21 protein-coding genes and 1 pseudogene are annotated in these 25,792 nt (G+C 71.2%); 15 read left to right on the forward strand and 7 right to left on the reverse strand.

The window, feature by feature from the left end; translation table 11 throughout:
• The first annotated feature begins 15 nt into the window (after positions 1 to 15).
• The 7 genes from aceB (at position 16) to UG56_RS17045 (ending at position 6,678) form a co-directional block, all read left to right on the forward strand.
• Positions 16 to 1,605 carry a malate synthase A gene (gene aceB, locus UG56_RS17015; protein ID WP_045549077.1) on the forward strand — a complete coding sequence of 530 codons (1,590 nt, stop codon included), beginning with the start codon at positions 16 to 18 and terminating at the stop codon, positions 1,603 to 1,605.
• The gene (locus tag UG56_RS17020; protein WP_045549071.1) at positions 1,602 to 2,855 is read left to right on the forward strand and encodes a DUF6986 family protein; all 1,254 of its coding nucleotides are present in this window, start codon (positions 1,602 to 1,604) and stop codon (positions 2,853 to 2,855) included. The genes aceB and UG56_RS17020 overlap by 4 nt, the downstream gene beginning before the upstream one ends.
• A 63-nt stretch (positions 2,856 to 2,918) precedes the next feature.
• The gene (locus tag UG56_RS17025) at positions 2,919 to 3,386 is read left to right on the forward strand and encodes a helix-turn-helix domain-containing protein (protein WP_045549072.1); all 468 of its coding nucleotides are present in this window, start codon (positions 2,919 to 2,921) and stop codon (positions 3,384 to 3,386) included.
• Positions 3,387 to 3,483: 97 nt separating this feature from the next.
• Positions 3,484 to 3,993 carry a 2-oxo-4-hydroxy-4-carboxy-5-ureidoimidazoline decarboxylase gene (uraD, locus tag UG56_RS17030; protein ID WP_071327153.1) on the forward strand — a complete coding sequence of 170 codons (510 nt, stop codon included), beginning with the start codon at positions 3,484 to 3,486 and terminating at the stop codon, positions 3,991 to 3,993.
• The gene (uraH, locus tag UG56_RS17035; RefSeq protein WP_045550923.1) at positions 3,990 to 4,343 is read left to right on the forward strand and encodes a hydroxyisourate hydrolase; all 354 of its coding nucleotides are present in this window, start codon (positions 3,990 to 3,992) and stop codon (positions 4,341 to 4,343) included. Before uraD (UG56_RS17030) ends, uraH begins: the two co-directional genes overlap by 4 nt.
• A 1-nt stretch (position 4,344) precedes the next feature.
• Positions 4,345 to 5,250 (forward strand): factor-independent urate hydroxylase, encoded by a 906-nt coding sequence (pucL, locus tag UG56_RS17040; RefSeq protein WP_045550922.1) that lies wholly within the window; start codon positions 4,345 to 4,347, stop codon positions 5,248 to 5,250.
• A 9-nt stretch (positions 5,251 to 5,259) separates the two neighbouring features.
• Complete coding sequence (locus tag UG56_RS17045; protein WP_045550921.1) at positions 5,260 to 6,678, forward strand: nucleobase:cation symporter-2 family protein; 1,419 nt, start codon at positions 5,260 to 5,262, stop codon at positions 6,676 to 6,678.
• 488 nt (positions 6,679 to 7,166) lie between these two features.
• On the opposite strand, the gene UG56_RS17050 is transcribed toward UG56_RS17045, so the two are convergent.
• From UG56_RS17050 to UG56_RS17075, 7 genes and pseudogenes are all read right to left on the reverse strand, one after another.
• Positions 7,167 to 8,468 carry a guanine deaminase gene (locus tag UG56_RS17050; protein ID WP_045550925.1) on the reverse strand — a complete coding sequence of 434 codons (1,302 nt, stop codon included), beginning with the start codon at positions 8,466 to 8,468 and terminating at the stop codon, positions 7,167 to 7,169.
• 8 nt (positions 8,469 to 8,476) lie between these two features.
• The gene (xdhC, locus tag UG56_RS17055; RefSeq protein ID WP_045550920.1) at positions 8,477 to 9,304 is read right to left on the reverse strand and encodes a xanthine dehydrogenase accessory protein XdhC; all 828 of its coding nucleotides are present in this window, start codon (positions 9,302 to 9,304) and stop codon (positions 8,477 to 8,479) included.
• Between the two features lie 4 nt (positions 9,305 to 9,308).
• On the reverse strand, positions 9,309 to 10,619 hold the full coding sequence (locus UG56_RS28865) for a molybdopterin cofactor-binding domain-containing protein (protein WP_371264392.1): 1,311 nt from the start codon (positions 10,617 to 10,619) through the stop codon (positions 9,309 to 9,311).
• A pseudogene (locus UG56_RS28870) lies at positions 10,599 to 11,691 on the reverse strand (molybdopterin cofactor-binding domain-containing protein); the annotation flags it as partial. The pseudogene UG56_RS28870 and the gene UG56_RS28865, both read right to left, overlap by 21 nt.
• Positions 11,688 to 13,148 carry a xanthine dehydrogenase small subunit gene (locus UG56_RS17065; RefSeq protein ID WP_045550918.1) on the reverse strand — a complete coding sequence of 487 codons (1,461 nt, stop codon included), beginning with the start codon at positions 13,146 to 13,148 and terminating at the stop codon, positions 11,688 to 11,690. The gene UG56_RS17065 and the pseudogene UG56_RS28870, both read right to left, overlap by 4 nt.
• On the reverse strand, positions 13,145 to 15,100 hold the full coding sequence (gene uraD, locus UG56_RS17070) for a 2-oxo-4-hydroxy-4-carboxy-5-ureidoimidazoline decarboxylase (protein ID WP_045550917.1): 1,956 nt from the start codon (positions 15,098 to 15,100) through the stop codon (positions 13,145 to 13,147). The genes UG56_RS17065 and uraD (UG56_RS17070) overlap by 4 nt, the downstream gene beginning before the upstream one ends.
• Positions 15,101 to 15,406: 306 nt before the next feature.
• On the reverse strand, positions 15,407 to 16,942 hold the full coding sequence (locus tag UG56_RS17075) for a PucR family transcriptional regulator (RefSeq protein WP_071327154.1): 1,536 nt from the start codon (positions 16,940 to 16,942) through the stop codon (positions 15,407 to 15,409).
• 197 nt (positions 16,943 to 17,139) lie between these two features.
• Here UG56_RS17075 and UG56_RS17080 point away from each other — a divergent pair, with 197 nt between their 5' ends.
• The 8 genes from UG56_RS17080 to UG56_RS17115 all read left to right on the forward strand — a co-directional run bounded on the left by UG56_RS17080 (position 17,140) and on the right by UG56_RS17115 (position 25,710).
• Positions 17,140 to 17,991, forward strand: a complete 852-nt coding sequence (locus UG56_RS17080; RefSeq protein ID WP_045551841.1) for a hydroxypyruvate isomerase family protein — start codon at positions 17,140 to 17,142, stop codon at positions 17,989 to 17,991.
• 22 nt (positions 17,992 to 18,013) lie between these two features.
• Positions 18,014 to 18,907 (forward strand): 2-hydroxy-3-oxopropionate reductase, encoded by an 894-nt coding sequence (locus UG56_RS17085; RefSeq protein WP_045551842.1) that lies wholly within the window; start codon positions 18,014 to 18,016, stop codon positions 18,905 to 18,907.
• A 1-nt stretch (position 18,908) separates the two neighbouring features.
• The gene (gcl, locus tag UG56_RS17090) at positions 18,909 to 20,684 is read left to right on the forward strand and encodes a glyoxylate carboligase (protein ID WP_045551843.1); all 1,776 of its coding nucleotides are present in this window, start codon (positions 18,909 to 18,911) and stop codon (positions 20,682 to 20,684) included.
• Between the two features lie 3 nt (positions 20,685 to 20,687).
• Positions 20,688 to 21,818 (forward strand): glycerate kinase, encoded by a 1,131-nt coding sequence (locus UG56_RS17095; RefSeq protein WP_071327155.1) that lies wholly within the window; start codon positions 20,688 to 20,690, stop codon positions 21,816 to 21,818.
• A 79-nt stretch (positions 21,819 to 21,897) separates the two neighbouring features.
• The gene (locus UG56_RS17100) at positions 21,898 to 22,782 is read left to right on the forward strand and encodes a fumarylacetoacetate hydrolase family protein (RefSeq protein WP_045551540.1); all 885 of its coding nucleotides are present in this window, start codon (positions 21,898 to 21,900) and stop codon (positions 22,780 to 22,782) included.
• Positions 22,779 to 24,131, forward strand: a complete 1,353-nt coding sequence (gene allB / locus UG56_RS17105; protein ID WP_084101194.1) for an allantoinase AllB — start codon at positions 22,779 to 22,781, stop codon at positions 24,129 to 24,131. Before UG56_RS17100 ends, allB begins: the two co-directional genes overlap by 4 nt.
• Positions 24,128 to 24,976, forward strand: coding sequence for a bifunctional allantoicase/(S)-ureidoglycine aminohydrolase (locus UG56_RS17110; RefSeq protein WP_045551541.1), 849 nt, complete (start codon positions 24,128 to 24,130; stop codon positions 24,974 to 24,976). Before allB ends, UG56_RS17110 begins: the two co-directional genes overlap by 4 nt.
• A complete protein-coding gene (locus UG56_RS17115) occupies positions 24,976 to 25,710 on the forward strand; it encodes an SDR family oxidoreductase (RefSeq protein WP_045551542.1) in 735 nt (244 codons plus the stop codon). Before UG56_RS17110 ends, UG56_RS17115 begins: the two co-directional genes overlap by 1 nt.
• The last annotated feature ends 82 nt before the right edge of the window (positions 25,711 to 25,792 follow it).

Consider the following 25,792-nt stretch of genomic DNA (forward strand, 5'->3'; position numbering starts at 1 on the left):
GGGAGGGTGGAGCTCGTGAACATTCAGATCACCGGTGGCCAGGTCGAGCGGGGAGACGAGATCCTCACCCCTGAGGCCCTCGACTTCGTGGCGGAGCTGCAGCGACGCTTCGGGGCCCGCCGTGACGAGCTGCTGGCCGCCCGCAAGGCCCGGCGCGAGGAGGTCGCGCGCACCGGCCGGCTCGACTTCCTGCCGGAGACGGCAGACGTACGCGCCGGCGACTGGACCGTGGCACCGGTGCCCGAGGATCTCCAGGACCGCCGCGTCGAGATCACCGGCCCGACCGATCGGAAGATGACGATCAACGCCCTCAACTCCGGCGCCCGGGTCTGGCTGGCCGACATGGAGGACGCCAGCACCCCGCACTGGAGCAACGTCATCGGCGGCCAGGTGAACCTGCGCGACGCCATCCGGCGCGACATCTCCGCGATGTCGCCGCAGGGCAAGCTCTACGAGCTCAAGCAGGACCAGCGGCTGGCCACGATCGTGATGCGCCCCCGCGGCTGGCACTTCGACGACCAGCACGTGCTGGTCGACGGGGCGCCGGTGGTCGGTGCGCTCGTCGACTTCGGGCTCTACTTCTTCCACAACGCCCGCGAGCTGGCGGAGCGGGGGAGCGGGCCGTACTTCTATCTCCCGAAGATGGAGAGCCACCTCGAGGCGCGGCTGTGGAACGACGTGTTCACCTTCGCCCAGGCGGAGCTCGGGATCCCGCACGGCACCGTGCGCGCGACGGTGCTCATCGAGACCATCCCGGCCGCGTTCGAGATGGACGAGATCCTCTACGAGCTGCGCGACCACGCCTCCGGGCTCAACGCCGGCCGCTGGGACTACCTGTTCAGCCTGATCAAGTACTTCCGCGACGCCGGGCCCTCCTTCGTGCTGCCCGATCGGGCGACGGTCGGGATGACCTCGCCGTTCATGCGCGCGTACGCCCAGCTGCTGGTCAAGACCTGCCACCGCCGCAACGCCCACGCGATCGGTGGCATGGCGGCCTTCATCCCGAGCCGCAAGGACCAGGAGGTCAACGCGATCGCCTTCGCCAAGGTGCGCGAGGACAAGGAGCGTGAGGCCGGCGACGGCTTCGACGGTTCCTGGGTCGCCCACCCCGACCTGGTGCCGATCTGCCGCGAGATCTTCGACGGTGTCCTCGGTGACCGGCCGAACCAGGTCGACCGGCAGCGCGACGACGTCACGGTCGCTGCTTCGGATCTGCTCGATGTGACCTCCGCGGGCGGCGCGATCACGCTCGCCGGCCTGCGCGACAACGTCGAGGTCTCGCTGGTCTACCTCGACGCCTGGCTCCGCGGTGCCGGCGCGGTCGCCATCCACAACCTGATGGAGGACGCCGCCACCGTCGAGATCTCCCGCTCGCAGATCTGGCAGTGGGTGCACAACTCCTCCAAGCTCGATGACGGGACGCCGGTGACCGCCGAGCTCGTACGCCAGGTCCTGGACGAGGAGATGGCGAAGCTGCTCGCGGCGGCCGGCGAGACCGAGCACCGCCTGGAGCAGGCCCGCACGATCTTCGAGGAGGTCGCGCTCGCCGACGACTACATCGACTTCCTGACGCTTCCCGCTTATGACCAGGTGGCGGGTGCATGAGCTATCTCGAGGATCTGGTTGCGCGGCTCGACCGCGAGCTGGCCGACGCCGACGCGGCGCTGGCCGCCGGCTATCCGGGGGATCGTGGCGTACGGCAGCCGGTGCACACGGTCTACGTGCCCGGTGACCGCTACTCGGACAAGACGGTGGCGCAGTGGTCGGCCGAATCCGTCGCCGCGCTGGACGAGTTCGGGGGCTCGGCGGCCGAGGTCGCCTCGGTCTTCGGACTGGGCTCTGACGCGGTCGATGCGATCTACGACCGGGTGCGCGCCAAGCTGACCGACGAGCCCATCGAGGACCTGCGGATCGACTTCGAGGACGGCTACGGGAACCGGCCGGATGCTGACGAGGATGCTGCTGTGGTTGCGGCCGCGGGGGCGCTTGCGGCCACCGTCCGCGACGGCGCCGCGCCGCCGTTCCACGGCATCCGGATCAAGTCCTTCGAGGCGCCGACGCGACATCGCGGGCTGCGTACGCTCGATCTCTTCCTGGGTTCGTTGATTCGCGAGGGCGGCCTGGGCGACGGCTTCGTCATCACCCTGCCCAAGGTGACCTCGGTGGAGCAGGTGACCGCGATGGTGACCGCGCTGTCCGCGCTCGAGGCGGCGCACGGGATCGAGGCCGGAAGTCTTCGGTTCGAGATCCAGGTCGAGACGCCGCAGGCGATCCTCGGCTCCGACGGCACCGCGCTGATCGCCCGGATGATCGCCGCGGGCTCCGGGCGGGTCACGGGTCTGCACTACGGGACCTACGACTACTCCGCCTCCCTCGGTGTCGCGGCCGCCTTCCAGAGCATGGAGCACCCGGTCGCCGACCACGCCAAGGACGTGATGCAGGTGGCCGCCGCCGGCACCGGCGTCTTCGTTTCCGACGGCTCGACCAACGTGCTCCCGGTCGGGGACGCGGATTCGGTGCGCGCTGCGTGGCGGCTCCACTCGCGCCTGGTCCGCCGCTCGCTGGCTCGCGGGATCTGCCAGGGCTGGGACCTGCATCCGGCCCAGCTCCCCAGCCGCTACCTGGCGACGTACGCGTTCTTCCGGGACGGGCTCGAGGTCGCCTCGGCCCGGCTGAAGGCGTACGTCCACGGCGGCTCGTCCAGCTACCTGGACGAGCCGGCGACCGCTGCCGCGCTCGCCGCGTTCGTGCTGCGCGGGGTGGAGTGCGGGGCGGTCGCGGCCGACGAGGTCGAGCGGCTCGCCGGGATCGACCAGGCCAAGCTGGCCGAGCTCGCCCGCCGGCGGATCGGCTGACTCGGCCCCGGGATCACGACCAGCATCCAGATCGCATGGCGGCAGGCTGGGTAGCCTGCCGCCATGCGCGTCGAAGCCGAGTTCACGACCGAACCGTTCCGTGGTGAGGGCGAGCCTCCCGAGCACGCGACGGCGGCACTCGAAGCCGCCCGTGAGGCGGGCCTGGAGTGTGACTTCGGGCCGCTGGGAACCTCGGTGCGCGGCGAGCGGGACGCGGTCCTGGCGACCCTGGCCGCCGTGGTAGCCGCCGGGCTGGACCACGGCGCCGACCAGATCACCTTCCAGGTGCGCGTCGAGGGACACAGCGCTCCGCGGCGTACGGTCGGCGGGTTGGAGGGGCTGCTCGCCGAGGTCGCCGACGAGCTCGGTGGCGACCTGCGGTCCCTGGACCGGCAGGGGAAGCAGCGCGCCGTGCGGCTGCTGGAGGAACGCGGCGCGTTCGACTACCGCAAGAGCGCCGAGATCGTGGCCGGCGCGCTCGGGGTCACCCGGTTCACGGTCTACAACTACCTGAACCGCGAGCGGGAGTAGCCAAACTTTTCAACAAACTGTTGACTGTGACGAGAGCCACATGCAATCGTTGTTGCTGTACGGAAATTAGTTTCCGCATAGCGAGAAAGAACGGTTCATGGACCTCCAGAGCTTCAACACCTCACCGGCGGACGTCGTCCGGTCTGCGCTGAAGGCCTGCTGCGACGCGCCGAGCTGGGTCGCCGCCGTCCTGGCGGGGCGCCCGTACGCCGACGAGGCCGATGTCGTCCGGGTCGCCGACGAGGCCGCCCGGCGGTTCACCGCGGCCGACGTCGACCAGGCGCTGGCCGCGCACCCGCGGATCGGCGAGCGCGCCGAGGGCGAGCACGCCGAGGCCGCCTGGTCGCGGCGCGAGCAGGCCGCGGTCGGCACCGACCCGACGACCACACAGGCCCTCGCCGAGGGCAACCGGGCCTACGAGGAGCGCTTCGGGCGGGTGTTCCTGATCTGCGCCAGCGGCCTCTCGGCCGACCAGATCCTGGTCTCGCTCCGCGAGCGGCTCGGTCACCAGCCCGCCGAGGAGGCGGCCGTGGTCGCCGACGAGCTGCGCAAGATCGCCCTGCTCCGGCTGGAGCGGGTCCTGGCCGTCGAGGAGGTCTCCTCGTGACCGGGAAGCACAGCACCAGCGCCATCACCACCCACGTACTCGACACCGCGCTCGGCCGCCCGGCCGCCGGTGTCCCGGTCCGGCTCAGCCGGATCGACCCCGACGACTCCTCCGTCGTCCTCGCCGACGCCATCACCGACGACGACGGCCGGGTGACCGACCTGGGACCCGATCAGGTCCCGGCCGGCACCTACCAGCTCCGATTCGGCACCGCCGCCTACTACGCGGCGACCGGTCAGGAGTGCTTCTACCCGCAGGTCTCCGTCACCTTCACGGTCACCGATCGGCGGCACCACCACGTGCCACTTCTGCTGAGCCCGTTCGCCTACTCCACCTACCGAGGGAGCTGACATGCCCATCCACCTTGGACCCAACCAGTACGGCAAGGCCGAGAACCGCGTCGTACGCATCTACCGCGACACTCCTCGCCACCAGATCCGCGACCTCAACGTCTCCACGGCGCTGCGCGGCCGCTTCGACGACGCCCACACCAGCGGCGACCAGAAGGACGTGCTGCCGACCGACACCCAGAAGAACACCGTCTTCGCCTACGCGAAGAAGATCGGCGTCGCCTCGATCGAGGAGTTCGCGCTCGCTCTCGCCGACCGCTACCTCGAGGCCTGCCCGGCCGCCGAAGGCGCCCGGGTCGAGATCGACGAGTACGCCTGGGACCGGATCGAGGTCGACGGCGCGGGTCACGACCACTCCTTCGTGCGATCGGGTGGCGGCGTACGGACGACGGTGGTGAACGTCGACGGGCGGGGTGCTGATCGGGTCGCCCATGTGGTGTCCGGCATCAAGGACCTGGTCGTGCTCAAGTCGACCGGCTCGGAGTTCCACGGCTTCCTCAAGGACGAGTACACCACCCTGCAGGAGACCACCGACCGGATCCTGGCGACCTCGCTCGTCGCCCGGTGGCGCTATTCAGGCACCGAGATCGACTGGGACAAGGCGTACGACTCCATCCGGGCGCTGCTGCTGCAGCGGTTCGCGGAGATCCACAGCCTCGCGCTGCAGCAGACCCTGAACGGGATGGGCACCTCGGTGCTCGAGCAGCACGCCGACGTCGCCGAGATCAAGTTCTCCGCACCGAACAAGCACCACTTCCTCTCCGACCTCTCGCCGTTCGGCCTGGACAACCCCGGCGAGGTCTTCTTCGCCGCGGACCGGCCCTACGGCCTGATCGAAGCCTCGGTCGTACGTGACGAGGCCCCTGACGCCGGCAACGCCTGGCACGCCATCCCCGGATTCTGCTGAGGACCGGCCATGCTTGGTCGTAGGAGGCAGGCAACCGCATCGGCCCCGGCTCCGGCCCGTCCGGAGGACGAACGGCATCCACCGGGCCAGCTCCTCGCCTACGGCACGCAGCACATCCTGACGATGTACGGCGGCGTGATCGCGCCGCCGCTCATCGTCGGGGGTGCCGCGGGCCTCTCGGCCACGGACCTCGCGCTGCTGGTGACCGCCGGGCTCTTCGTGTCCGGCCTCGCGACGCTGCTGCAGACGCTCGGTCTCGGGCCCTTCGGCAGCCGGCTGCCGATCGTGCAGGGCATCTCGTTCGCCAGCGTCTCGACGATGGTCACCATCGCCAGCGAGGACGGGCTACGCCCGGTCTTCGGCGCGATCATCGTCGCCGGCCTGATCGGGCTGGTCCTGTCCTCGTTCTTCGCCCAGCTGGTCCGGCTCTTCCCGGCGGTGGTCACCGGCACGATCATCACCGTCATCGGGCTCTCGCTGATGCCGGTGGCGTTCCGGTGGGCGATGGGCAACGACGCCTCCGCGCCGGACTACGGCTCGATGACCAACATCGCCTATGCCGGGCTCACGCTGCTCATCATCCTGGTGATCAGCCGGGTGTTCCAGGGCGCGATCTCGCGGCTGTCGATCTTGATCGGGCTGGTCATCGGCACGCTGATCGCCGTCGTGGCCGGTCGCGCCGACTTCTCGGCGGTGGGCAAGGCCGACCTGGTCGCGCTGCCGCCGCTGCTGCACTTCGGCAGCCCGACCTTCGAGGTCGGCGCGATCGTCTCGATGACGATCGTGATGCTGGTGATCATGACCGAGACGACCGCCGACATCCTGGCGATCGGCGAGATCGTGGAGACCGACGTGGACGCTCGACGTGTCGCGCGCGGTCTCCGCGCCGACATGGCCGCCACCACGGTTGCGCCCTTGTTCGGGACGTTCCCGTGCAGCGCGTTCGCGCAGAACGTCGGGCTGGTCGCCCTGACCGGCATCCGGAGCCGGTACGTCGTCGCCACGGGTGGCCTCGTCCTGCTGCTCCTCGGGCTGTTGCCGGTGGTCGGCGCGGTGGTGGCCGCGATCCCGTACCCCGTGCTCGGTGGCGCCGGCATCGTGCTCTTCGGCTCCGTCGCGGCATCGGGGATCCGCACGCTGTCCCGGGTCGACTACGAGGACAACCTCAACATGGTGATCGTCTCCGTGGCGCTCGCCGTCGGGATCCTCCCGATCGCCGCCCCGACCTTCTGGGACGCCTTCCCGTCCTGGGCCGGCGTGGTCATGCACTCCGGCATCAGCGCCACCGCCCTGGTCGCCGTCGTGCTCAACCTGCTGTTCAACGAGATCACCGTCGGCAACCGCTCCGGCGCCTCCGTCTTCGCCGCCTCGCAGGACTCTCGTGAGGGCTTCGGGGACCGGCTCGACGATGACATCGAGAGGACGTGATCCTCACCGAAGTCGGCTTCACCAGACGATGACACCTTGTGAATCGTTCACAAGGTGTCATCGTCTTGTGAAGGCGGGAGGACGGTCGAGACGTCAGTCCGGTCGGTCGAGACGTCACTCGCGTCGGCCGAGTTGGCACCTTGGTGCCTACTCCACCGACCAAAGTGACGCTTCGACCGACCGGGGCGACGCTTCGGCCGACGTACGTGACGCTTCGGCCCCTGTCGTCGCGCACGTCGGCCTGCGGTCAGATTCAGAGCTGCCGAAAGGTCACTCGCGTCGGGCGAGTTGGCATCGCGTTGACCACTCGGCCAACCGGGCTGACGCTTCGGCCAACCGGGCTGACGCTTCGGCCGACGGGGCTGACGCCTCGCTGAACGGTGCCGAGTCGGCTCGTCCTCACTCGAAAACTCGCCGAGTCGGCTCGTCATGACGAGCCGACTCGGCGTGGTTTCAGGTCAGGATGCGCCGACTCGGCACCGGCGGGGTCAGCCGACCAGGTGGGGGTCGGGGGCGTTGACGAGGTCGCCGTCGATCCAGACGCTGCGTACGTCGGCGGGAGTGCCGAGGGCGAACATCTTGGCGAGGGCGTCGGCAGGGTCGGCGGCGTGGGCGAGGCCGACGGCGAGAGGGGTGCTGGGGGCGGGCTTGATCCACTGGGCGTCGAAGCGGCGGCCGACGGAGAAGTCGCCGACCGAGGCGCCGAGGCCGAGGGCTTCGGCGCCGGCGACCGTGGCCAGGTGGAAGAGGTGGGTGGGAGTCAGGGGGTGGCCGGCGTCGCCGAGGAGCTGCTGGGCGACGTACGCGCCCAGGCCCTCCTTGAGCAGGGAGAACCCGGTGCCGGCGCCGACGTCGGAGCCCATCGCGACGCGTACGCCGTGGGCGCGGTGGCGGGCGAGGGGGAAGAGGCCGCTGCCGAGGGCGGCGTTGCTGGAGGGGCAGTGCGCGACGGCGGCGCCGCGGGCGGCCAGCAGGGCGAGCTCGGGGTCGGTGGGGTGCACGTTGTGCGCCAGGACGGTGCCAGGGCCCACCAGCCCGTGGCGGTCGTAGGACGTCACGTAGTCGCAGCCGCAGAGCTCCTCGACGGTCGCGATCTCGCGGACGTTCTCGTTCACGTGGGAGGTGAGCATCGCGCCCGGCACCGCACCGAGCACGTCACCGCAGGCCTCGAGCAGCGGCTCGGTGCACGACAGCGAGAACCGCGGGGTGACCGCGTAGCGGGCCCGGCCGACGCCGTGCCAGCGGGCCGCGAGCGCGAGCGATTCCTCCCGTGCCCGGGAAGGATCGGTGAACAGGTCCTCGCGGATGAGCCGGTCGCTGACCACGAGACCGCTGGTGATCCGCAGCCCGACCCGAGCCGCCTCGGCGAAGACGGTGTCGACGGCGGGCGCGAAGTGGCTGCCGAAGACGAGGGCCGTGGTGGTGCCGGCGCCGACCAGGCCGCGTACGAAATCGGTGGCCACGCCCGCGGCGTAGGCGGTGTCGGCCAGGCGCGCCTCCTCGGGGAGGGCGGTCTGGTCGAGCCAGTCGAGCAGCGGCATGCCGAGGCCGCCGATGACGCGTACCTGCGGGAAGTGCACGTGGGTGTCGACGAATCCGGGCAGCACGAAGCCGCCGGAGAGGTCGACGACCTCCTCCTGCGGGTGCTGGCGGCGCAGGTCGGCAAAGGACCCGCGGGCGCGGATCACGCCGTCGCGCACCAAGAGTGCGCCGTCCTCTTCGGTGCGGAGCCGGCCACCGGCGAAGGGGTCGGAGGGAGTGTCGAGGAAGGTTCCTCGGAAGAGCGTCATCGTGGGGTTCACCTTGGTTGTTGTTCGATGGATGCGGGCGAGCCCGCGAAGATCTGCAGCAGCCGGGCCGCGACGCTGACCGCGATCGTGGCCGGCTCCTTGCCACCGAGATCCGGGAGGCCGATGGGGGTCGTGATCCGGGCGATCGCCTCGGGGGTGTGCCCCTCGTCGGCGAGCTTGGCCCGGAACCGGCTCCACTTGGCGCTCGAGCCGATCAGCCCGATCGACCCCAGGTGCCCGGCGCGGAGAGCCGCGTCGCACAGTGCGGCGTCCTCGGCGTGGTCGTGGGTCATGATCAGGACGTGGGTGCCCTCGGGGAGCTCGCCGATGACGAGCTCGGGCAGCACCGGCACCTGGTGGACGTGGATGCCGGCGACGGCGTCGTCCAGGCCTTGCAGATGGGCAGGCGAGAGCTGGGCGGCACGGGAGTCGACGAGGTGCAGCTCGAGGTCGTGGCGGGCCAGGATGCGGGCCAGCTCGACCCCGACGTGGCCCATCCCGAAGACGGCCACGGACGGGACCACGGGCAGCGGCTCGAGGAACAGCTCGACCTCGCCGCCACAGCACTGCACGCCGTGCTGGTAGGGCGCCTTGTCGGAGAGCGACACCTTCAGGCTCTCCGGCACGGCGCGATCCTCGGCAAGCATCGCCCGGGCGCGCTCGATCGCGACCGCCTCGAGGTTGCCGCCCCCGACGGTGGCCCAGGTGCGGTCGGCCGAGACGACCATCTTCGCCCCGGCCTCGCGCGGCGAGTGGCCGCGTACGGAGGACAGGGTGACGAGTACGCCGGGAACCCGCTGCTCGCGCAGCCGCTGGACGGCCTTCAGCCACTCCATGGGATCACCTCTCTCCGGCCATGGCCGGCTCGGCGCCGGCGTCGCTCGTCTCAGCGGCCTGGGGCGTACGCGCAGTGTCGAGCGCCCAGTAGACCGCCTCCGGCGTCGCCGGACAGCCGAGCACCACGCTGGTGCCGGCCGGACCGAACGCGGCCGCCGCCTCGCGCAGCGCCTCGCGCACCGAGAAGGCGAGCATCAACGGAGGCTCGCCGACGGCCTTGGAACCGTAGACGGCGCCCTCCTCGTGCGCCTTCTCGAGAAGTTTCACCCGGAAGTCCTCGGGCATCTCGGAGAAGCTCGGCAGCTTGTAGGTGCTCGCCGCCTGCGTCGCCAGCCGGCCACGGTTGGGCCCGTCGGAGGTGTCCCAGCGCAGGTCCTCCAGGGTCAGCCAGCCGGCGCCCTGCACGAAGCCGCCCTCGATCTGGCCGATGTCGATCATCGGGCTCAGGCTGTCGCCGACGTCGTGGACGATGTCGACGCGCCGCAGCGTGTAGGCACCGGTGAAGCCGTCGACCTCGACCTCGGCGGCGGCGACCCCGTTGGCGAAGTACTTGAACGGCTCGCCCTGCATGGCGTTGGCATCCCAGTGCAGCCCCTCGGTGCGGTAGAAGCCGGCCGCCCACAGCTGCACCCGCTGGTGGTAAGCCGTGTTCACGAGCTCGTTCCAGCCGATCGAGCCGGAGGCAGGCGAGAGACCGCGGACGACGCCGTCCTCGATTCGTACGTCGTTCGCGCTGATCCCGAGCTGGCCGCCGGCGACCTGGGCGAGCCGCTCGCGGATCTGCTCGCAGGCGTTCTTGATCGCGGCCCCGTTGAGGTCCGCGCCGGAGCTGGCCGCCGTCGCCGAGGTGTTGGGCACCTTGTCGGTCCGGGTCGGCGCCAGCCGGACCCGGGACAGCGGCAGACCGAGCGCGGTCGCCGCGACCTGGAGCATCTTGGTGTGCAGACCCTGGCCCATCTCGGTGCCGCCGTGATTGATCAGCACCGAGCCGTCCTTGTAGACGTGCACGAGCGCGCCGGCCTGGTTGAAGGCGGTGAGGTTGAACGAGATGCCGAACTTCACCGGCGTCATCGCCAGGCCCCGCTTGGTGTGCGGGTGGCGAGTGTTGAAGTCGGCGATCTCGGCACGGCGGCGGGCCACCTCTCCGGACGAGGCGACCTGGTCCCAGCAGGCCGCCAGCCGGTCGGCCTGCTTGACCGGTTGGCCGTACGGCGTGGTCTGGCCCTGCTGGTAGAAGTTGCGGCGCCGCAGCTCGAGCGGGTCGATCCCGAGCAGCGGGGCGCACCGCCCGAGCAGGTCCTCCATGACGAGCATGCCCTGGGGTCCACCGAAGCCGCGGAACGCGGTCTGCGAGGTCTTGTTGGTGCGCGCGATCCGGCCGTCGACGCGGATGTTCGGCACCCAGTAGGCGTTGTCGATGTGGCACAGCGCGCGGGCCAGCCGGCTCGGAGAGGTCGAGGCTCCAGCCGCCGTCGGCGGTGAGCGTGGCCTCGAGCGCGACGATGTGGCCCTCGTCGTCGAACCCGGCACGCCAGGTGCTGTGGAAGCCGTGCCGCTTGCCGGACATGGTGATGTCCTGGGTGCGGTTGAGCCGCAGCCGCACCGGCCGCCCGGTCAGCCGAGCGCCCAGCGCGGCGATGGCCGCGTAGCCGTGCGGCTGCATCTCCTTGCCGCCGAACGCGCCACCCATCCGCAGGCACTGGACGGTGACCTCGTGGCTCGGGACGCCGAGCACGTGGGCGACGATCTCCTGCGTCTCGGAGGGGTGCTGGGTGCTGCTGTGCACCAGCACCTGGCCGCCCTCGTCGACCAGCGCCAGCGAGACGTGGGTCTCGAGGTAGAAGTGCTCCTGACCTGCGAACTCGAACTCGCCCTCGAAGACATGGGCGGCGCCCTCCAGCGCCGTCGCGGCGTCGCCGCGGGAGAGGTTGCGCGGGGTCCCTTGGAAGCTCTCCGCCGCGATCGCCTCCTTCACCGTCACCAGCGACGGCAAGGCCTCGTAGTCGACCTCGACCGCGGCCGCGCCCAGCCGGGCGGCCTCCTGGGTCTCGCCGAGCACCCAGCACACCGCGTGGCCGTGGAACATCACCTCGGTCGGGAAGAGCGGCTCGTCGTGCTTGACGCCGGCGTCGTTGATGCCGGGTACGTCCTCGGCCGTCAGCACGCGTACGACGCCGGGCACCTCGTAGGCGGGCGCGGTCCGCAGCGACGTGACCAGGGCGTGGGTGTGCGGCGCCTGGACCGGCCAGGCGTGCAGCGTGCCGGCGATCCGCCCGACCAGATCGTCGGTGTAGAGCGCCTCGCCGGTGACGTGCAGCGCGGCGCTCTCGTGCGGGAGCGGGATCCCGACGACGGGGTTGTCGGGGCGTTGGGACAGGGCGCTCATGCGGGCACCTCCTGTGTCATCGGTGGTCGAGCTTGTCGAGACCAGAACAGGCGCAGCAGGGACTGGCCGAGCATCGCCGAACGGTAGGACGCGCTGGCGCGGTGGTCGTCCATCGGTGTGCCCTCGGCGGCGAGGACGGCCGCGGCGCGGCGTACGGACTCCTCGGTCCAGGGCTGCCCGACGAGGGCGTCCTCGGTGGCGACCGCGCGCAACGGGGTGGCGGCGACGCCACCCAGGCCGATCCGGGCGCGGACCACGGTGCCGTCGGCGATCTCGAGCGCGTAGCCCACGGCCACGCTGGAGATGTCGTCGAAGCGGCGCTTGGCGATCTTGTGGAAGCCGACGACCGGCGCCAGCGGCAACGGCAGCCGTACGCTGCGGATCAGCTCGTCCGCGGCCCGGACCGTCTCGCGGTAGCCGGTGAAGTAGTCGGCCAGCGCGACGACCCGCTCGCCGCGCGGCGAGGCCAGGACGACCTCGGCGTCGAGCGCGAGCAGCGCCGGCGGGGCGTCGCCGATGGGCGAGGCGGTGCCGATGTTGCCGCCGAGGGTCGCGCTGTTGCGGATCAGCCGCGAGGCGAACTGCGGGAACAGCTCGGCCAGCAGCGGGACCCGGCCGTTGAGCTTGCGCTCGATCTCGGTCAGGGTGAGGGCCGCGCCGATCTCGACATGGCCGGTCCGGAAGGAGAGCCCGCGCAGCTCGGGCAGCCGGTCGACCGCGACGACCAGCGGCGCGCGGCGGCCGCGGAGGTTGACCTCCACGCCCCAGTCGGTCGAGCCGGCGACAACCTGCGCCTGCGGCCACTCGGAGATCAGGTCGAGGGCCTCGGTGAGCGTCTCCGGGCGTACGAACTCGGCGCCGTCGACCGCGATCCGGGTCGGGCGCGGCTCGGGCGGGGGCTGCTGCTGGCGCGCGGCGAAGGCGTCGTCTGCTTCGGGGGCGCCGAGGGCGTAGGCGGCGTCGCGGATCGGGCGGTAGCCGGTGCAGCGGCACAGGTTGCCGCTCAGCGCGTGCAGGTCGACGCCGTTCGGGCCGTGCTCGTGGTCGCAGGGGGCGCCGTCGGCGGAGGGCTCACGGTTCGGGCGGTAGTACTCCGCGGCCAGGCTGCAGACGAAGCCCGGCGTGCAGTAGCCGCACTGCGACCCGCCGCGTACGGCCAGCTCCTGCTGGACTGGGTGCAGGTCGCTGCTGGTGCCGAGGCCCTCGCTGGTGACGACCTCCTGGCCGTCGAGCGCGGCGACCGGGACCAGGCAGGCGTTGACCGAGGTCCACTCGGTCGGCGAGGTGGTGCCGGGCCGGGCGACCAGCACCGAGCAGGCGCCGCACTCGCCCTCGGCGCAGCCCTCCTTGGCACCGGTCAGGCCACGGTCGCGCAGCCAGTCGAGCGTGGTGGTGTGGGTGGCGACCCCGGTCAGGGGTACCTGGTCCCCGTTGACGGTGACGCTGGGTGTGCTCATCGTTGGCTCCGGATCGGGTTGCGGGTGCGGGCACTGTGGATCGGGTTGGCATCGCGCAGGAAGTCGTCGAAGCGGTGGCCGGCGATCTTGGCGATCTCGATCAGCGCGGCCGCGTGCTCCTGCCGTTCGCAGTTGCCGAGCCGCTCGCGGCCCTCGGCGAGGATCCGGTCGAGCGAGTCGGAGTCGCGTACGGAGATGACCAGCGGGAAGCCGAACCGCTCGTGGTAGGCGTCGGTGAGCGAGGTCAGCGCCTCCTGGTCCGGCTCGGGCAGGTGGGTCAGGCCCTTCGAGGACTGGTCACGCAGCGACTCCTCGCCGACCATCCCCTCCGAGACCAGCTTCGATCCGAGCTCGGGGTAGGCCTCGATCAGCTCGCGCTGCTCCTCGGCCGAGCCGCCGAAGAGGGCGTCCTGGAACGCACGGCGCAGGGCGTGGGTGTCGGTGAACGGCCGCTGCTCCCAGGCCCGCTCCACCATCCACCGCGGTCCCTGGAAGAGACCGTCGAACGTCTCCACGAACTCCGTACGTCCCATCTGGTTGACCTGGTCCAGGCGGACGCCCTCGCCGGGCTGACCGGCGACGGCCGGGCCGTAGTCCGGGCCGACGTGGTGGAACAGGATGTTGAGCAGGATCGCGGTCAGGCTGCCCAGGGTGATGCCGCTGCCGAAGATGATCTCAGCCCACCCCGGGACGGCCTGGGCGACCTCGGGCTGCGCGGTGACGTACATGGCCAGGCCGACGCTGGTCGCCACGATCACCACGTTGCGGTGGTCGTGGAAGTCGACCTTGCTGAGCGTCTGGAAGCCGACGACCGCGACGGTGGCGAACATGGCCAGGGCGGCGCCGCCGAGGACCGGGTGCGGGATGCCGGCGACGATCGCACCGACCTTCGGGAGGAGGCCGATGAAGACCATGATCAGGCCGGCCGCGGCGACGACCCAGCGGCTCTTGACCCGGGTCAGCCGGACGAGGCCGACGTTCTCGGCGAAGCAGGTGTAGGGGAACGAGTTGAAGACGCCGCCGATGGTGGTGGCCAGGCCGTCGGCGCGCAGGGCGCGGGCGATGTCGGCGCGGCCGATCCGCTTCTCGACGATCTCGCCGGTGGCGAAGACGTCACCGGTGGTCTCGACGGCGGTGATCAGCATGACGACGATCATCGAGACGATCGCGGCGGCAGAGAACTGCGGCCAGCCGAAGTGGAACGGGGTGGTGACACCGACCCAGCTGGAGCCGGCGACCGCGTCGAAGTGGGCGTCCCCGAGCGCCCACGCGACGAGGGTGCCGACGACCAGGCCGACGAGCACGGCGACGGTGGCCATGAAGCCCTTGAAGACCCGCTGGATGACCACGATCAGGGCCAGGGTGCCCAGCGCGTACGCCAGGTTGCGGCCGCTCGTGGGGTCCGAGGTCGGGCCGGCGCCACCGGTCGCGTCGGCGGCCGCGACGGGCAGCAGCGCGATGCCGATGATCGTGATCACCGAGCCGGTCACGACCGGCGGGAAGAACCGGATCAGCCGGCTGAAGTAGGGGGCGATGAAGAAGGTCGCCAGGCCGGCGACGATCACTGCGCCGTAGATGACGAGCAGGCCGTCTGTGCCGCCGCCGGCCGCCATCCCGATCGCGATCATCGGCGAGACGGCGGTGAAGGTGACGCCCTGCAGCAGCGGCAGGCGTACGCCGACCTTCCAGAAGCCGACCGACTGGATGATCGAGGCGATGCCGCAGGTGAACAGGTCCGCGTTGATCAGGTGGATCAGCTCCTGCTGACTCAGCCCGATCGAGTTGGCGAGGAGGATCGGCACGATCACCGCACCGGCGTAGAACGCGAGTACGTGCTGGAGGCCGTAGACGGCGAGCTTGCCCGCCGGGAGCACCTCGTCGACGGGGTGGGTGGGGCGGCCACCATCCTTCTTCTGGGGCCGTATCGACCTCAGGGCTGCTCTCGCGTTCATCCTCACACCTTTCTCGGGGGCGCCCTGGTGGGCAGGTGAGCTGTGACTAACACCACAGCCTGGTCTGTTCGGGCCCCGAGCGGCACCCGCCGATCATCCGAAGATGGGGTCTGCGTCGATCCGGGCTTTGTGTGATCCTCCAGGATGGCGTTCTGCCGGTTTCGGATCGGTTTCGGCGAGGTGAAACAGGGGCCTGCGGATCGCGTGTAACACGCTGTTCGTAGGACTTTCCGGTCGTTCTGATAGGGCGAGTAGTCCTACGAACGACGTGTTACACCGGCGGCGGGTCAGAGCGATCAGGGCGGATCAGAGCGATCGGAGGGCGAGGAAGACGTCGACCCGGTCCTCCATCGTGGTGAGGTCACGGCCGGTCAGCTCCTCCACCCGGGAGATCCGGTAGCGCACGCTGTTGACGTGGAGATGGAGCGACTCCGCGGTGCGCGTCCAGGATCCCGCGTACGTCAGGAACCGGTCGAGCGTCGGCACCAGATCGCTCCCGGTGCGCTGGTCGTGCTCGAGCACGGGGCCGAGGACGCGCTGCGCGTAGGTGCGGCGGATGTCGTCGGGAACCGTGGCGAGCAGCAGCACGTGGGAGGTGACCTCCTCCGAGCTGGACAGCGTCACCGCGCCGCCGCCGGAGCGGGCGACCCGGTGTGCGAACCGGGCCTCCTCGAGTGCGCCGGCGAGGGCCTCGATGCCGCTCTCGCCGCTCAGTCCGACCGACAGCGAGCCGCGGACCAGCGCCGGCGCCAGCCGGGTGAGCGATCGGCGCAGCTGGTCGGTGAGGTCGGGGCGGGCGGGGAGGAAGGCGACCGCGCAGCCGTCCCGGGCGGCGCTGGCGACGACCGACGGCCCCAGGCCGAGGGCCACGTCCTCGAGCACCGCGGCGACCGCGTCGGGCGGGCCGCCCGGCCCGAGCTCGGCCACGGCGAGGACGAGCGGTCGCTCGGGATCGAGACCGGACTGGCGTAGCCCGGTCGCGATCTCTGCGGGTGAGGCACCGGCCTCCAGGTGGGCGAGGGTCGCGGCCGCGAGCGGCCGCCGAACCCGGAACCCCTCGTCGCGCCGCGAGCGGTCGAGGGCGGTGATGGCGCCGAACTCGTGGACCATGTCGAGGTCCTCCCGTGGCCAGGTGGTGTGGTCGCTCTCGACCACCACGGTCCATCCGGTGACCCGGTCGGCCAGGCCCGACCCGACGGGGAACAGGGAGTAGCTGCGGTCGCCGACCTCCGCCACCGCCGGCAGCAGATCGGCGGTCAGGAAGCGACGGGTGAGCGCGTCGACCGTCTCCGGGTCGAGCTCGCCGGGGCCGGGTACGACATGCCGGCCGCTCGCGGTGAGGACCCGGCACGCGTGGCCGATCTCGGAGGCCACCCGGGCGGCCAGCTCGTCGAGGCTGCGGCCCGAGGCGATGGCGGAGAGCAGCTGGCGCTGGCGGGCCAGGCTGGCCGACATCCGGGCGCTCTCGCCGGCGGCGCCTGCGGCCGCGACGTACTCGGTGATGTCGGCGAACGCCACGTCGCCGGGGACCTCGACCAGGGCAACCTGGTGGCGGCGGCAGGCCTCGACGAGATCGTCGGGCACCGCGCCGAGGAGGGCCGCGCCGGCCAGCAGGCACGTCGCGCCACCCTCTGCGATCGAGGACACGAACGTCTCGCTGTCCTCCGGGCTGCGACGCCAGACGAGGCCGGTGAGCACGAGCTCGCCGCCGTTCAGATAGCGGCCCGGCTCGAGCAGGTCGATCGTGATCGTGCGGCCCACCGGACGCTCGAGCGAGCCCTCGGGCGCATGCAGGAGCCGCAGCCCCAGGCGGGGCGTCTCCAACAGCTCTGCAAGTAGCACAAGTCCTCCACGGTCCGTCGGTCCGAAGCCGCGTCTTGGAGGAACGTACAACGCCTGCGCACGTACGCGGGAGGCCCGTTGTCGTTTCTTCACCAGTTTGGGGCCTGACGCCGGGACGGGGTTGACGTGACTCCGCTCACATCCTTATATTTCGAATGTCAGAAATCAAATTCCGCATTACGGAAGGAATGGTGAGGATGTCCCACCAGCTCCGCTACGAGGTGAACTGTTCGATCCTGTTCACCGAGCTCCCGCTGCTCGAGCGACCTGCTGCGGTGAAGGCCGCCGGCTTCGACGCGGTGGAGTTCTGGTGGCCCTTCGCCGAGGCGGTTCCGTCCGACAGCGACGTCGACGCCTTCGTCACCGCCGTGCAGGACGCAGGGGTGCAGCTGGTCGGCCTCAACTTCTTCGCCGGTGACATGCCCGGCGGCGACCGCGGCCTGGTCTCGTGGCCGGCCCGGTCGGCCGAGTTCCGCGACAACATCGACGTGACGATCGGCATCGGCGAGCGGCTCGGCTGCACCGCGTTCAACGCGCTCTACGGCAACCGTATCGACGGCGTCGCCGCCGAGGAGCAGGACGAGCTCGGCGCCGAGAACCTCGCGCTGGCCGCCCGGGCCGCGGCCCGCATCGGCGGCACCGTGCTGGTCGAGCCGGTCAGCGGCGCCGACCGCTACCCGCTGCTCACCACCGCCGACGCGGTGGCCGCGATCGACCGCGCCGGCGAGCCCAACATCGGCCTGCTCGCCGACCTCTACCACCTCGCCGTGAACGGTGACGACGTCGACGCGGTGATCGCTGCGTACGCCGCTCGCATCGCCCACGTCCAGATCGCCGACGCCCCGGGCCGCAACGAGCCCGGCACCGGCGACCTCCCGCTCGAGCGGCAGCTCGCTGCACTCGAGGCGGCCGGCTACGCCGGCTGGGTCGGGCTCGAGTACAAGCCCGCCACGACCTCCGCCGCCAGCTTCGACTGGCTGCAGAGCACATCGCCTCGGGCTCCGCTTCGGCCAGGCGAGCGCAGCAGCGCCGCGACCAGCACCCACTGACGACCCCGCAGGAGAGATCATCATGACCAACATCGCATTCATCGGCCTCGGCATCATGGGCAACCCGATGGCCGTCCACCTGGCCGAGGCCGGGCACAGCGTCGCCGGCTACGACCACAACGTCGAGCGGGCCGAGCCCCTCGTGAAGGCCGGCGGCCGCGCCGCCACCTCGACCGCCGACGCCTGCCGCGACGCAGAGGTCGTCTGCGTCATGGTTCCCGACTCGCCCCACGTCGAAGAGGTCCTCACCGCCGAGGGCGGCGTCTTCGAGTCGGCCCCGACCGGTGCCCTGATCATCGACTTCTCCAGCATCCGGCCCGACGTGAGCGCGGCGCTCGCCGAGCAGGCCACCGAGCGCGGCTTCCGCATCCTCGACGCCCCGGTCTCCGGTGGCGAGGCCGGCGCGAAGAACGCGGCCCTCTCGATCATGGTCGGGGGCGCGGAGGACGACTTCGCCACCGCGAAGCCGCTCTTCGACGCCGTCGGCAAGACGATCGTCCACGTCGGCCCGAGCGGTGCCGGCCAGACGGTCAAGGCGGCCAACCAGCTCATCGTCGCCGCCAACATCCAGGCGCTGTCCGAGGCGGTCGTCTTCCTCGAGGCGTACGGCGTCGACACCAAGGCCGCCCTCGAGGTGCTCGGCGGCGGGCTCGCGGGTTCGAGCGTTCTCAACCAGAAGAAGGAGAACATGCTGACCCGGTCCTTCCAGCCCGGCTTCCGGATCGACCTGCACCACAAGGACATGGGGATCGTCACCTCCGCCGCCCGTGAGGCCGGCGTCGTGGTCCCGCTCGGCTCGCTGGTCGCCCAGCTGATGGCGAGCGCCCGGGCCAACGGCGACGGCGGCCTGGACCACTCCGCGCTGCTGCGGGGCGTCGAGCGCCTGAGCGGCTCCGAGACCAAGGGAGAGAACTGACATGGCACGCATGCGCGCGGTCGACGCCGCCGTCCTGATCCTGGAGAAGGAGGGCGCGACCCAGCTGTTCGGCCTCCCCGGCGCAGCGATCAACCCGTTCTACAGCGCGATGCGCAAGCACGGCGGGCTCCAGCACGTGCTCGCCCGCCACGTCGAGGCGGCCTCCCACATGGCCGAGGGCTACACCCGGGCGAAGGCCGGCAACATCGGCGTCTGCATCGGCACCTCCGGCCCCGCCGGCACCGACATGATCACCGGCCTCTACTCGGCCTCCGCCGACTCGATCCCGATCCTGTGCATCACCGGTCAGGCTCCGGTCGCGAAGCTCCACAAGGAGGACTTCCAGGCGGTCGACATCGCCGCCATCGCCGGACCGCTCACCAAGATGGCGGTCACCGTGATGGAGCCCGCCCAGGTCCCCGGCACCTTCCAGAAGGCCTTCCGGCTGATGCGCGAAGGACGTCCCGGCCCGGTCCTGATCGATCTGCCGCTCGACGTCCAGCTGGCCGAGATCGACTTCGACATCGAGACGTACGAGCCCTTGCCGATCGCCCGGCCGGCGGCCAGCCGTGCCCAGGCGGAGAAGGCGCTGACGATGATGCTGGCCTCGGAGCGCCCGCTGATCGTCGCGGGCGGAGGCGTGATCAACGCCGACGCCGCCGACCTGCTGGTCGAGTTCGCCGAGGTCACCGGGGTGCCCGTCGTCCCTACGCTGATGGGCTGGGGCACGATCCCGGACGACCACGCACTCAATGCGGGCATGGTCGGCCTGCAGACCTCGCACCGCTACGGCAACGCGACCATGCTGGCCAGCGACTTCGTGCTCGGCATCGGCAACCGGTGGGCCAACCGCCACACCGGCTCGGTCGAGACCTACACCCGGGGACGTACGTTCGTGCACATCGACATCGAGCCGACCCAGATCGGCCGCGTCTTCGCGCCGGACTACTCGATCGTCTCCGACGCCCGCGCGGCTCTCGAGGTGCTCGTCGAGGTCGCCCGGGAGTGGGCGGCGGCCGGTCGAATCGCCGACCGCACCGCATGGGCCGAGGAGTGCGCCGAACGCAAGCGCACCCTGCACCGCAAGACGCACTTCGACAACGTCCCGATCAAGCCGCAGCGGGTCTACGAGGAGATGAACCGCGCCTTCGGCGCCGACACCCGGTACGTCACCACGATCGGCCTCTCCCAGATCCAGGCCGCGCAGCTGCTGCACGTCTACCAGCCGCGGCACTGGATCAACGCAGGTCAGGCGGGCCCGCTCGGCTGGACGCTGCCGGCTGCTCTCGGGGTCGCGACCGCCGTCCCCGACGGCCAGGTCGTCGCGCTCTCGGGCGACTACGACTTCCAGTTCCTGATCGAGGAGCTGGCGGTCGGTGCGCAGTTCAACATCCCCTACATCCACGTCGTCGTGAACAACTCCTACCTCGGCCTGATCCGCCAGGCCCAGCGCGGGTTCGAGATGGACTACTGCGTCCAGCTCGCCTTCGACAACGTCAACAGCCCCGAGGTCGACGGCTACGGCGTCGACCATCTCAAGGTCGCCGAGGGCCTGGGCTGCAAGGCGATCCGGGTCACCGACCCGAGCGATCTGAGTGCCGCCTTCGAGAAGGCCAAGGCGCTTCAGGCGGAGTATCGGGTGCCGGTGCTGGTCGAGGTCATCCTCGAGCGGGTCACCAACGTCTCGATGGGCGTCGAGATCGACGGTGTCGTCGAGTTCGAGGAGCTCGCCGAGCGTGGTGAGCACGCCCCGACCGCGCTCGTCCCCCTGGACTGACCCATGGTCCGAGTGCTGGTCGCCTCCGACAAGTTCAAGGGATCGCTCACCGCTGCCGAGGTCGCGGCGGCGGTGAGCGCCGGGATGCGCCGGGGGCGTCCCGACGTGGTCGTCGACGCGATCCCGGTCGCCGACGGCGGCGACGGCACCCTCGCGGCGGCCGAGTCCGCCGGGTTCACGCTCGTGCCGGTCGGCGTGACCGGGCCGACCGGGTCACCGGTTCGGACCGCGTACGCCCGGCGCGACGACACCGCTGTCGTTGAGCTAGCCGACGCGGCCGGGCTCGCCCGGCTACCGGGGGCGCCCGATCCACTGGGCGCCTCCAGCCTCGGCGCCGGCCAGGCGATGGCGGCCGCGATCGATGCCGGCTGTCGCCGGGTGGTGCTCGGCATCGGCGGCAGCGCCAGCACCGACGGGGGAGCCGGCCTGCTCCGCGGGCTCGGTGCCCGTCTGCTGACCGCCTCCGGCGCGCCGGTGCCCGAGGGCGGAGCCGGCCTCGAGCAGGTGGCCCGACTCGACCTCACCGAGCTCCGCCGCCGGGTCGAGGGGGTCGAGATCACCGTCGCCTGCGACGTCGACAACCCGCTCACCGGCCCCCGCGGCGCGGCGGCGATCTACGGGCCGCAGAAGGGCGCCGACCCCGACCAGGTCCAACGCCTGGACGCCGCGCTCGACCACTGGGCCTCCGTCGTCGCGGAGGCGACCGGTGCCGACCTCCGGGACCACCCCGGGGCAGGGGCCGCCGGCGGGGTCGGCTTCGCCGCCGTGGCCCTCCTCGATGCCGAGCTCCGCTCGGGGATCGACCTCGTGCTCGAGCTGGTCGGCTTCGAGGCTGGGCTGGAGGGCGCGACCCTCGTCGTCACCGGCGAGGGGGCGCTCGACGAGCAGACCCTGCACGGCAAGGCACCGGCCGGTGTCGCCGCCACAGCCGCCCGCGCCGGTGTCCCGGTCGTCGCGGTCTGCGGGGTCAACCACCTGGATCACGACCGGCTGCGGGCGGCCGGGATCGGGGCTGCGTACGCGTTGACGGACATCGAACCCGACCGCCAGCGCTGCCTGACCGACGCGGCGGCCCTGCTCGAGCAGATCGCCGAGCGGATCGCCGCCGGAATGCTCACCGAGGTAACTCGGTGAGCGCGCACCTCCTTCGTGGAGTTCCACGAGGGAACCGCAACCAGACCGAGGTATCTCGGTCAACATCCGAGGAGGACGCATGAGACTGCTGAGCGTGGGACCGCCGGGCCAGGAACGCCCCGCGGCCCTCGACCACCAGGACGTACTGCGCGACCTGTCGGCCGTGGTGCCGGCGATCGACGGCGACCTGCTCGGCGACCCCGAGCGGCTCGCCGCGGTCAGAGAGGCGATCGCCTCGGGCGTACTTCCGAGAGTCCCCGACGGCACCCGGATCGGACCGCCGGTCGCGAGACCGGGCAAGGTCGTCGGAGTGGGGCTCAACTACGAGGACCATGCCGAGGAGGCCGGGGTCGCGATCCCGGACGAGCCGGTGGTCTTCCTCAAGCCCTCGACGACGGTCGTCGGGCCGTACGACGCGATCGAGCTGCCACCGGGCTCGACGATGACGGACTACGAGGTCGAGCTGGGCGTGGTGATCGGGCGACGGCTCTCCCGGTGCCCGGACCCGCAGCAGGCGCTCGCCGCGGTCGGCGGCTACCTCACCGCCGACGACGTCAGCGAGCGGGCCCGGATCGCTGCCGGGCCGACCTGGGCCAAGGGCAAGTGCGCCGACACCTTCACCCCGATCGGCCCGTGGCTGGTCACGCCCGACGCCGTCGGCGACCCGCAGGCGCTGCCCCTGGAGCTGTGGGTCGACGGTGAGCGGCGACAGCACGGGACGACCGCCCGGATGGCCTACGGCGTCGGTGAGGTCCTCGCCTACCTCAGTACGCTGATGACACTCGAGCCCGGCGACCTGGTGCTGACCGGGACGCCTGGCGGGGTCGCAGCGTTGCGGCCCGAGCCCCGGCCCTTCCTGCGGGCAGGGCACGTGGTGGAGGCCGAGGTGACCGGTCTCGGTCGCCAGCGGACGCGAGTGGTGGCAGTCGAAGAGGCAGTCGATGAGGCAGAGGTGAAGGTGTGAGTCGAGATCTCGACATCGTCATCCGGGCGGCGCGGATGGTGACCCCGGACGGCGAGACGGCAGGCAGCGTCGGCGTCAGCGACGGGAAGATCGTCGCGGTGGAGTCCGCCCGGCTCACAGCGGACCGCGTGGTCGAGCTCGCCGACGACGAGGTGCTGATGCCCGGCGTCGTCGACGCGCACGTGCACGTCAACGACCCGGGACGGACCGAGTGGGAGGGCTTCGCCTCCGCGACCCGGGCCGCGGCCGCCGGTGGGGTCACCACGATCGTCGACATGCCGCTCAACAGCATCCCGCCCACCTGCGACCTCGCGGCGCTCGACCTCAAGCGCAAGACCGCCGCGAGCCAGGCCTTCGTCGACGTCGGCTTCTGGGGCGGCGCCATCCCCGGCAACCTCGCCGAGCTGCGACCCCTGCACGAGGCGGGCGTCTCCGGCTTCAAGTGCTTCCTGCTGCACTCGGGCGTCGACGAGTTCCCGCCGCTCGACGCCGACCAGCTCGAGCTCGCGATGCGCGAGATCGCGACCTTCGACGGTCTGCTGATCGTGCACGCCGAGGACGCCCACGCGATCGAGCACGCGCCCGCGGCGGGTGGCGGGGCGTACGAACGATTCCTGAACAGCCGGCCGCGGGGCGCCGAGAACCTGGCCATCGCCCAGGTGATCGAGCTGGCCCGGTGGACCGGCTGCCGCGTCCACATCCTGCACGTCTCCAGCTCCGACGTGCTTGCGATGCTGGCCTCGGCCCGCCACGACGGGGTCCCGATCACGGCCGAGACCTGCCCGCACTACCTGACCTTCGCCGCGGAGGAGATCCCCGACGGCGCGACGCAGTACAAGTGCTGTCCGCCCATCCGGGAGGCGGCCAACCGCGAGCTTCTCTGGCAGGGCCTGCGCGACGGCGTCATCGACATGGTCGTCACCGACCACTCGCCCTCGACCCCCGACCTGAAGGCCCTCGACACCGGCGACTTCGGGGTCGCCTGGGGCGGGATCTCGTCGCTCCAGCTCGGCCTGTCGGCGGTCTGGACGGAGGCCCGCGAGCGCGGATTCGCGCTCACCGACATCGCCCGCTGGATGTCCGCGGCTCCCGCTCGTCATGCCGGGCTGCCGGGGAAGGGGAAGATCGCGGTCGGCCACGACGCCGACTTCGCGGTTCTGGCCCCTGACGACACCTTCGTCGTCGACGCCGAGAGGCTCCATCACAAGAACGCCGTCACGCCCTACCACGGCCGCACCCTCGCAGGCGTCGTACGCCAGACCTGGCTGCGCGGCGAGAAGATCGACATCGAGGCCGCGCCCCAGGGCCGGCTGCTCAGCAGAGTCACCACCGAAGGAGCCCGACCATGAGCGCAGCACACAACCCTCCTGGCCGCTACTACGCCCCGACCGGCGGCCACCCGTCGCAGCGGGAGCTGACCACCGACCGGGCCGTCTTCACCGAGGCGTACGCCGTGCTTCCCCGTGGCACCATGCGCGACATCGTCACCAGCAAGCTGCCGTTCTGGGAGGGCACCCGGCTCTGGGTGATCGCCCGGCCGCTCTCGGGCTTCGCCGAGACGTTCTCGCAGTACATCGTCGAGGTCTCGCCCGGCGGCGGCAGCGACAAGCCCGAGCTCGACGCCGGTGCCGAGGGCGTCCTCTTCGTGGTCGAGGGCGCGCTGACGCTCTCGATCGAGGGGGAGAAGCACGACCTCGCCCCCGGCGGCTACGCCTTCCTGCCGCCCGGCTCCGCCTGGACGCTGCACAACACCAGCGACCAGGTCGCCCGCTTCCACTGGATCCGCAAGGCCTACCAGCGGGTCGAGGGCATCGACGTACCGGAGCCGTTCGTCACCAACGAGGTCGACGTGCCCGGCGGCGAGATGCCCGGCACCAACGGCGCCTGGAAGACCCAGCGCTTCGTCGACCCCGATGACGTACGCCACGACATGCACGTCAACATCGTCAGCTTCGAGCCGGGCGGCGCGATCCCGTTCCCGGAGACGCACGTGATGGAGCACGGGCTCTACGTCCTCGAGGGCAAGGCCGTCTACCTGCTCAACAAGGACTGGGTGGAGGTGCAGGAGGGCGACTTCATGTGGCTGAGGGCGTTCTGTCCGCAGGCCTGTTACGCCGGTGGCCCCGGCCGGTTCCGCTACCTGCTCTACAAGGACGTCAACCGGCACGCGGTCCTGTCGCGGCAGTTCGGCTGATGCCGGTCGCGGTCGTCACCGGCGCCGGTTCGGGCCTGGGCAGGGTGATCGCCCAGGCCCTGGACGGCGCCGGCTTCCAGGTCGCGTTGCTCGGGCGCACCAAGGCCTCGCTCGACGAGACGGCGTCGGTGATGGCGCGGCCCCTCGTGCTGCCGACCGACGTCGCCTCCGCCGCCGACGTGTCGGCGGCGTTCGCCGCGGTCGTCGGGTTGTGGGGGCGCGTGGACCTGTTGGTCAACAACGCCGGCACCTTCGGCCCGAGCGGTGACCCCGACGAGGTCGGGCCGCAGGAGTTCGCGTCGACGCTGGCCGTCAATGTCACTGGCTCCTTCCTCTGCGCCCGCGAGGCGTTCGCCCAGATGAAGCGGCAGGACCCGCGCGGCGGGCGGATCATCAACAACGGCTCCATCTCCGCGCACGTCCCGCGCCCCGGCAGCGCGGCCTACACCACGTCGAAGCACGCGATCACCGGCCTCACCCGCTCGCTCGCCCTCGACGGCCGCACCCATGACATCGCCGTCGGCCAGATCGACATCGGCAACGCGGCCACCGAGATGACCGCCGGGATCGCGGTCGGTGCCCGTCAGGCCGACGGCACCGTACGCCCCGAGCCGACCTTCGATCCCCAGCACGTCGCCGACGCGGTCGTAGCCATGGCCCAGCTGCCGCTCGGCGTCAGCGTGCCCGCGATGACCATCCTCGCGACCGGAATGCCGTACGCCGGCCGCGGCTGACGGCACGGCCCCGCTTCGTACCCCTGAAAATGGGCTAGAACAACCGTTCGGGCCCGCCAGCCTCTCCGGTCTGAGATCGTCA

It is taken from the genome of Nocardioides luteus, from assembly GCF_000960475.2.
GTDB classification, from domain to species: Bacteria; Actinomycetota; Actinomycetes; order Propionibacteriales; family Nocardioidaceae; genus Nocardioides; species Nocardioides luteus_A.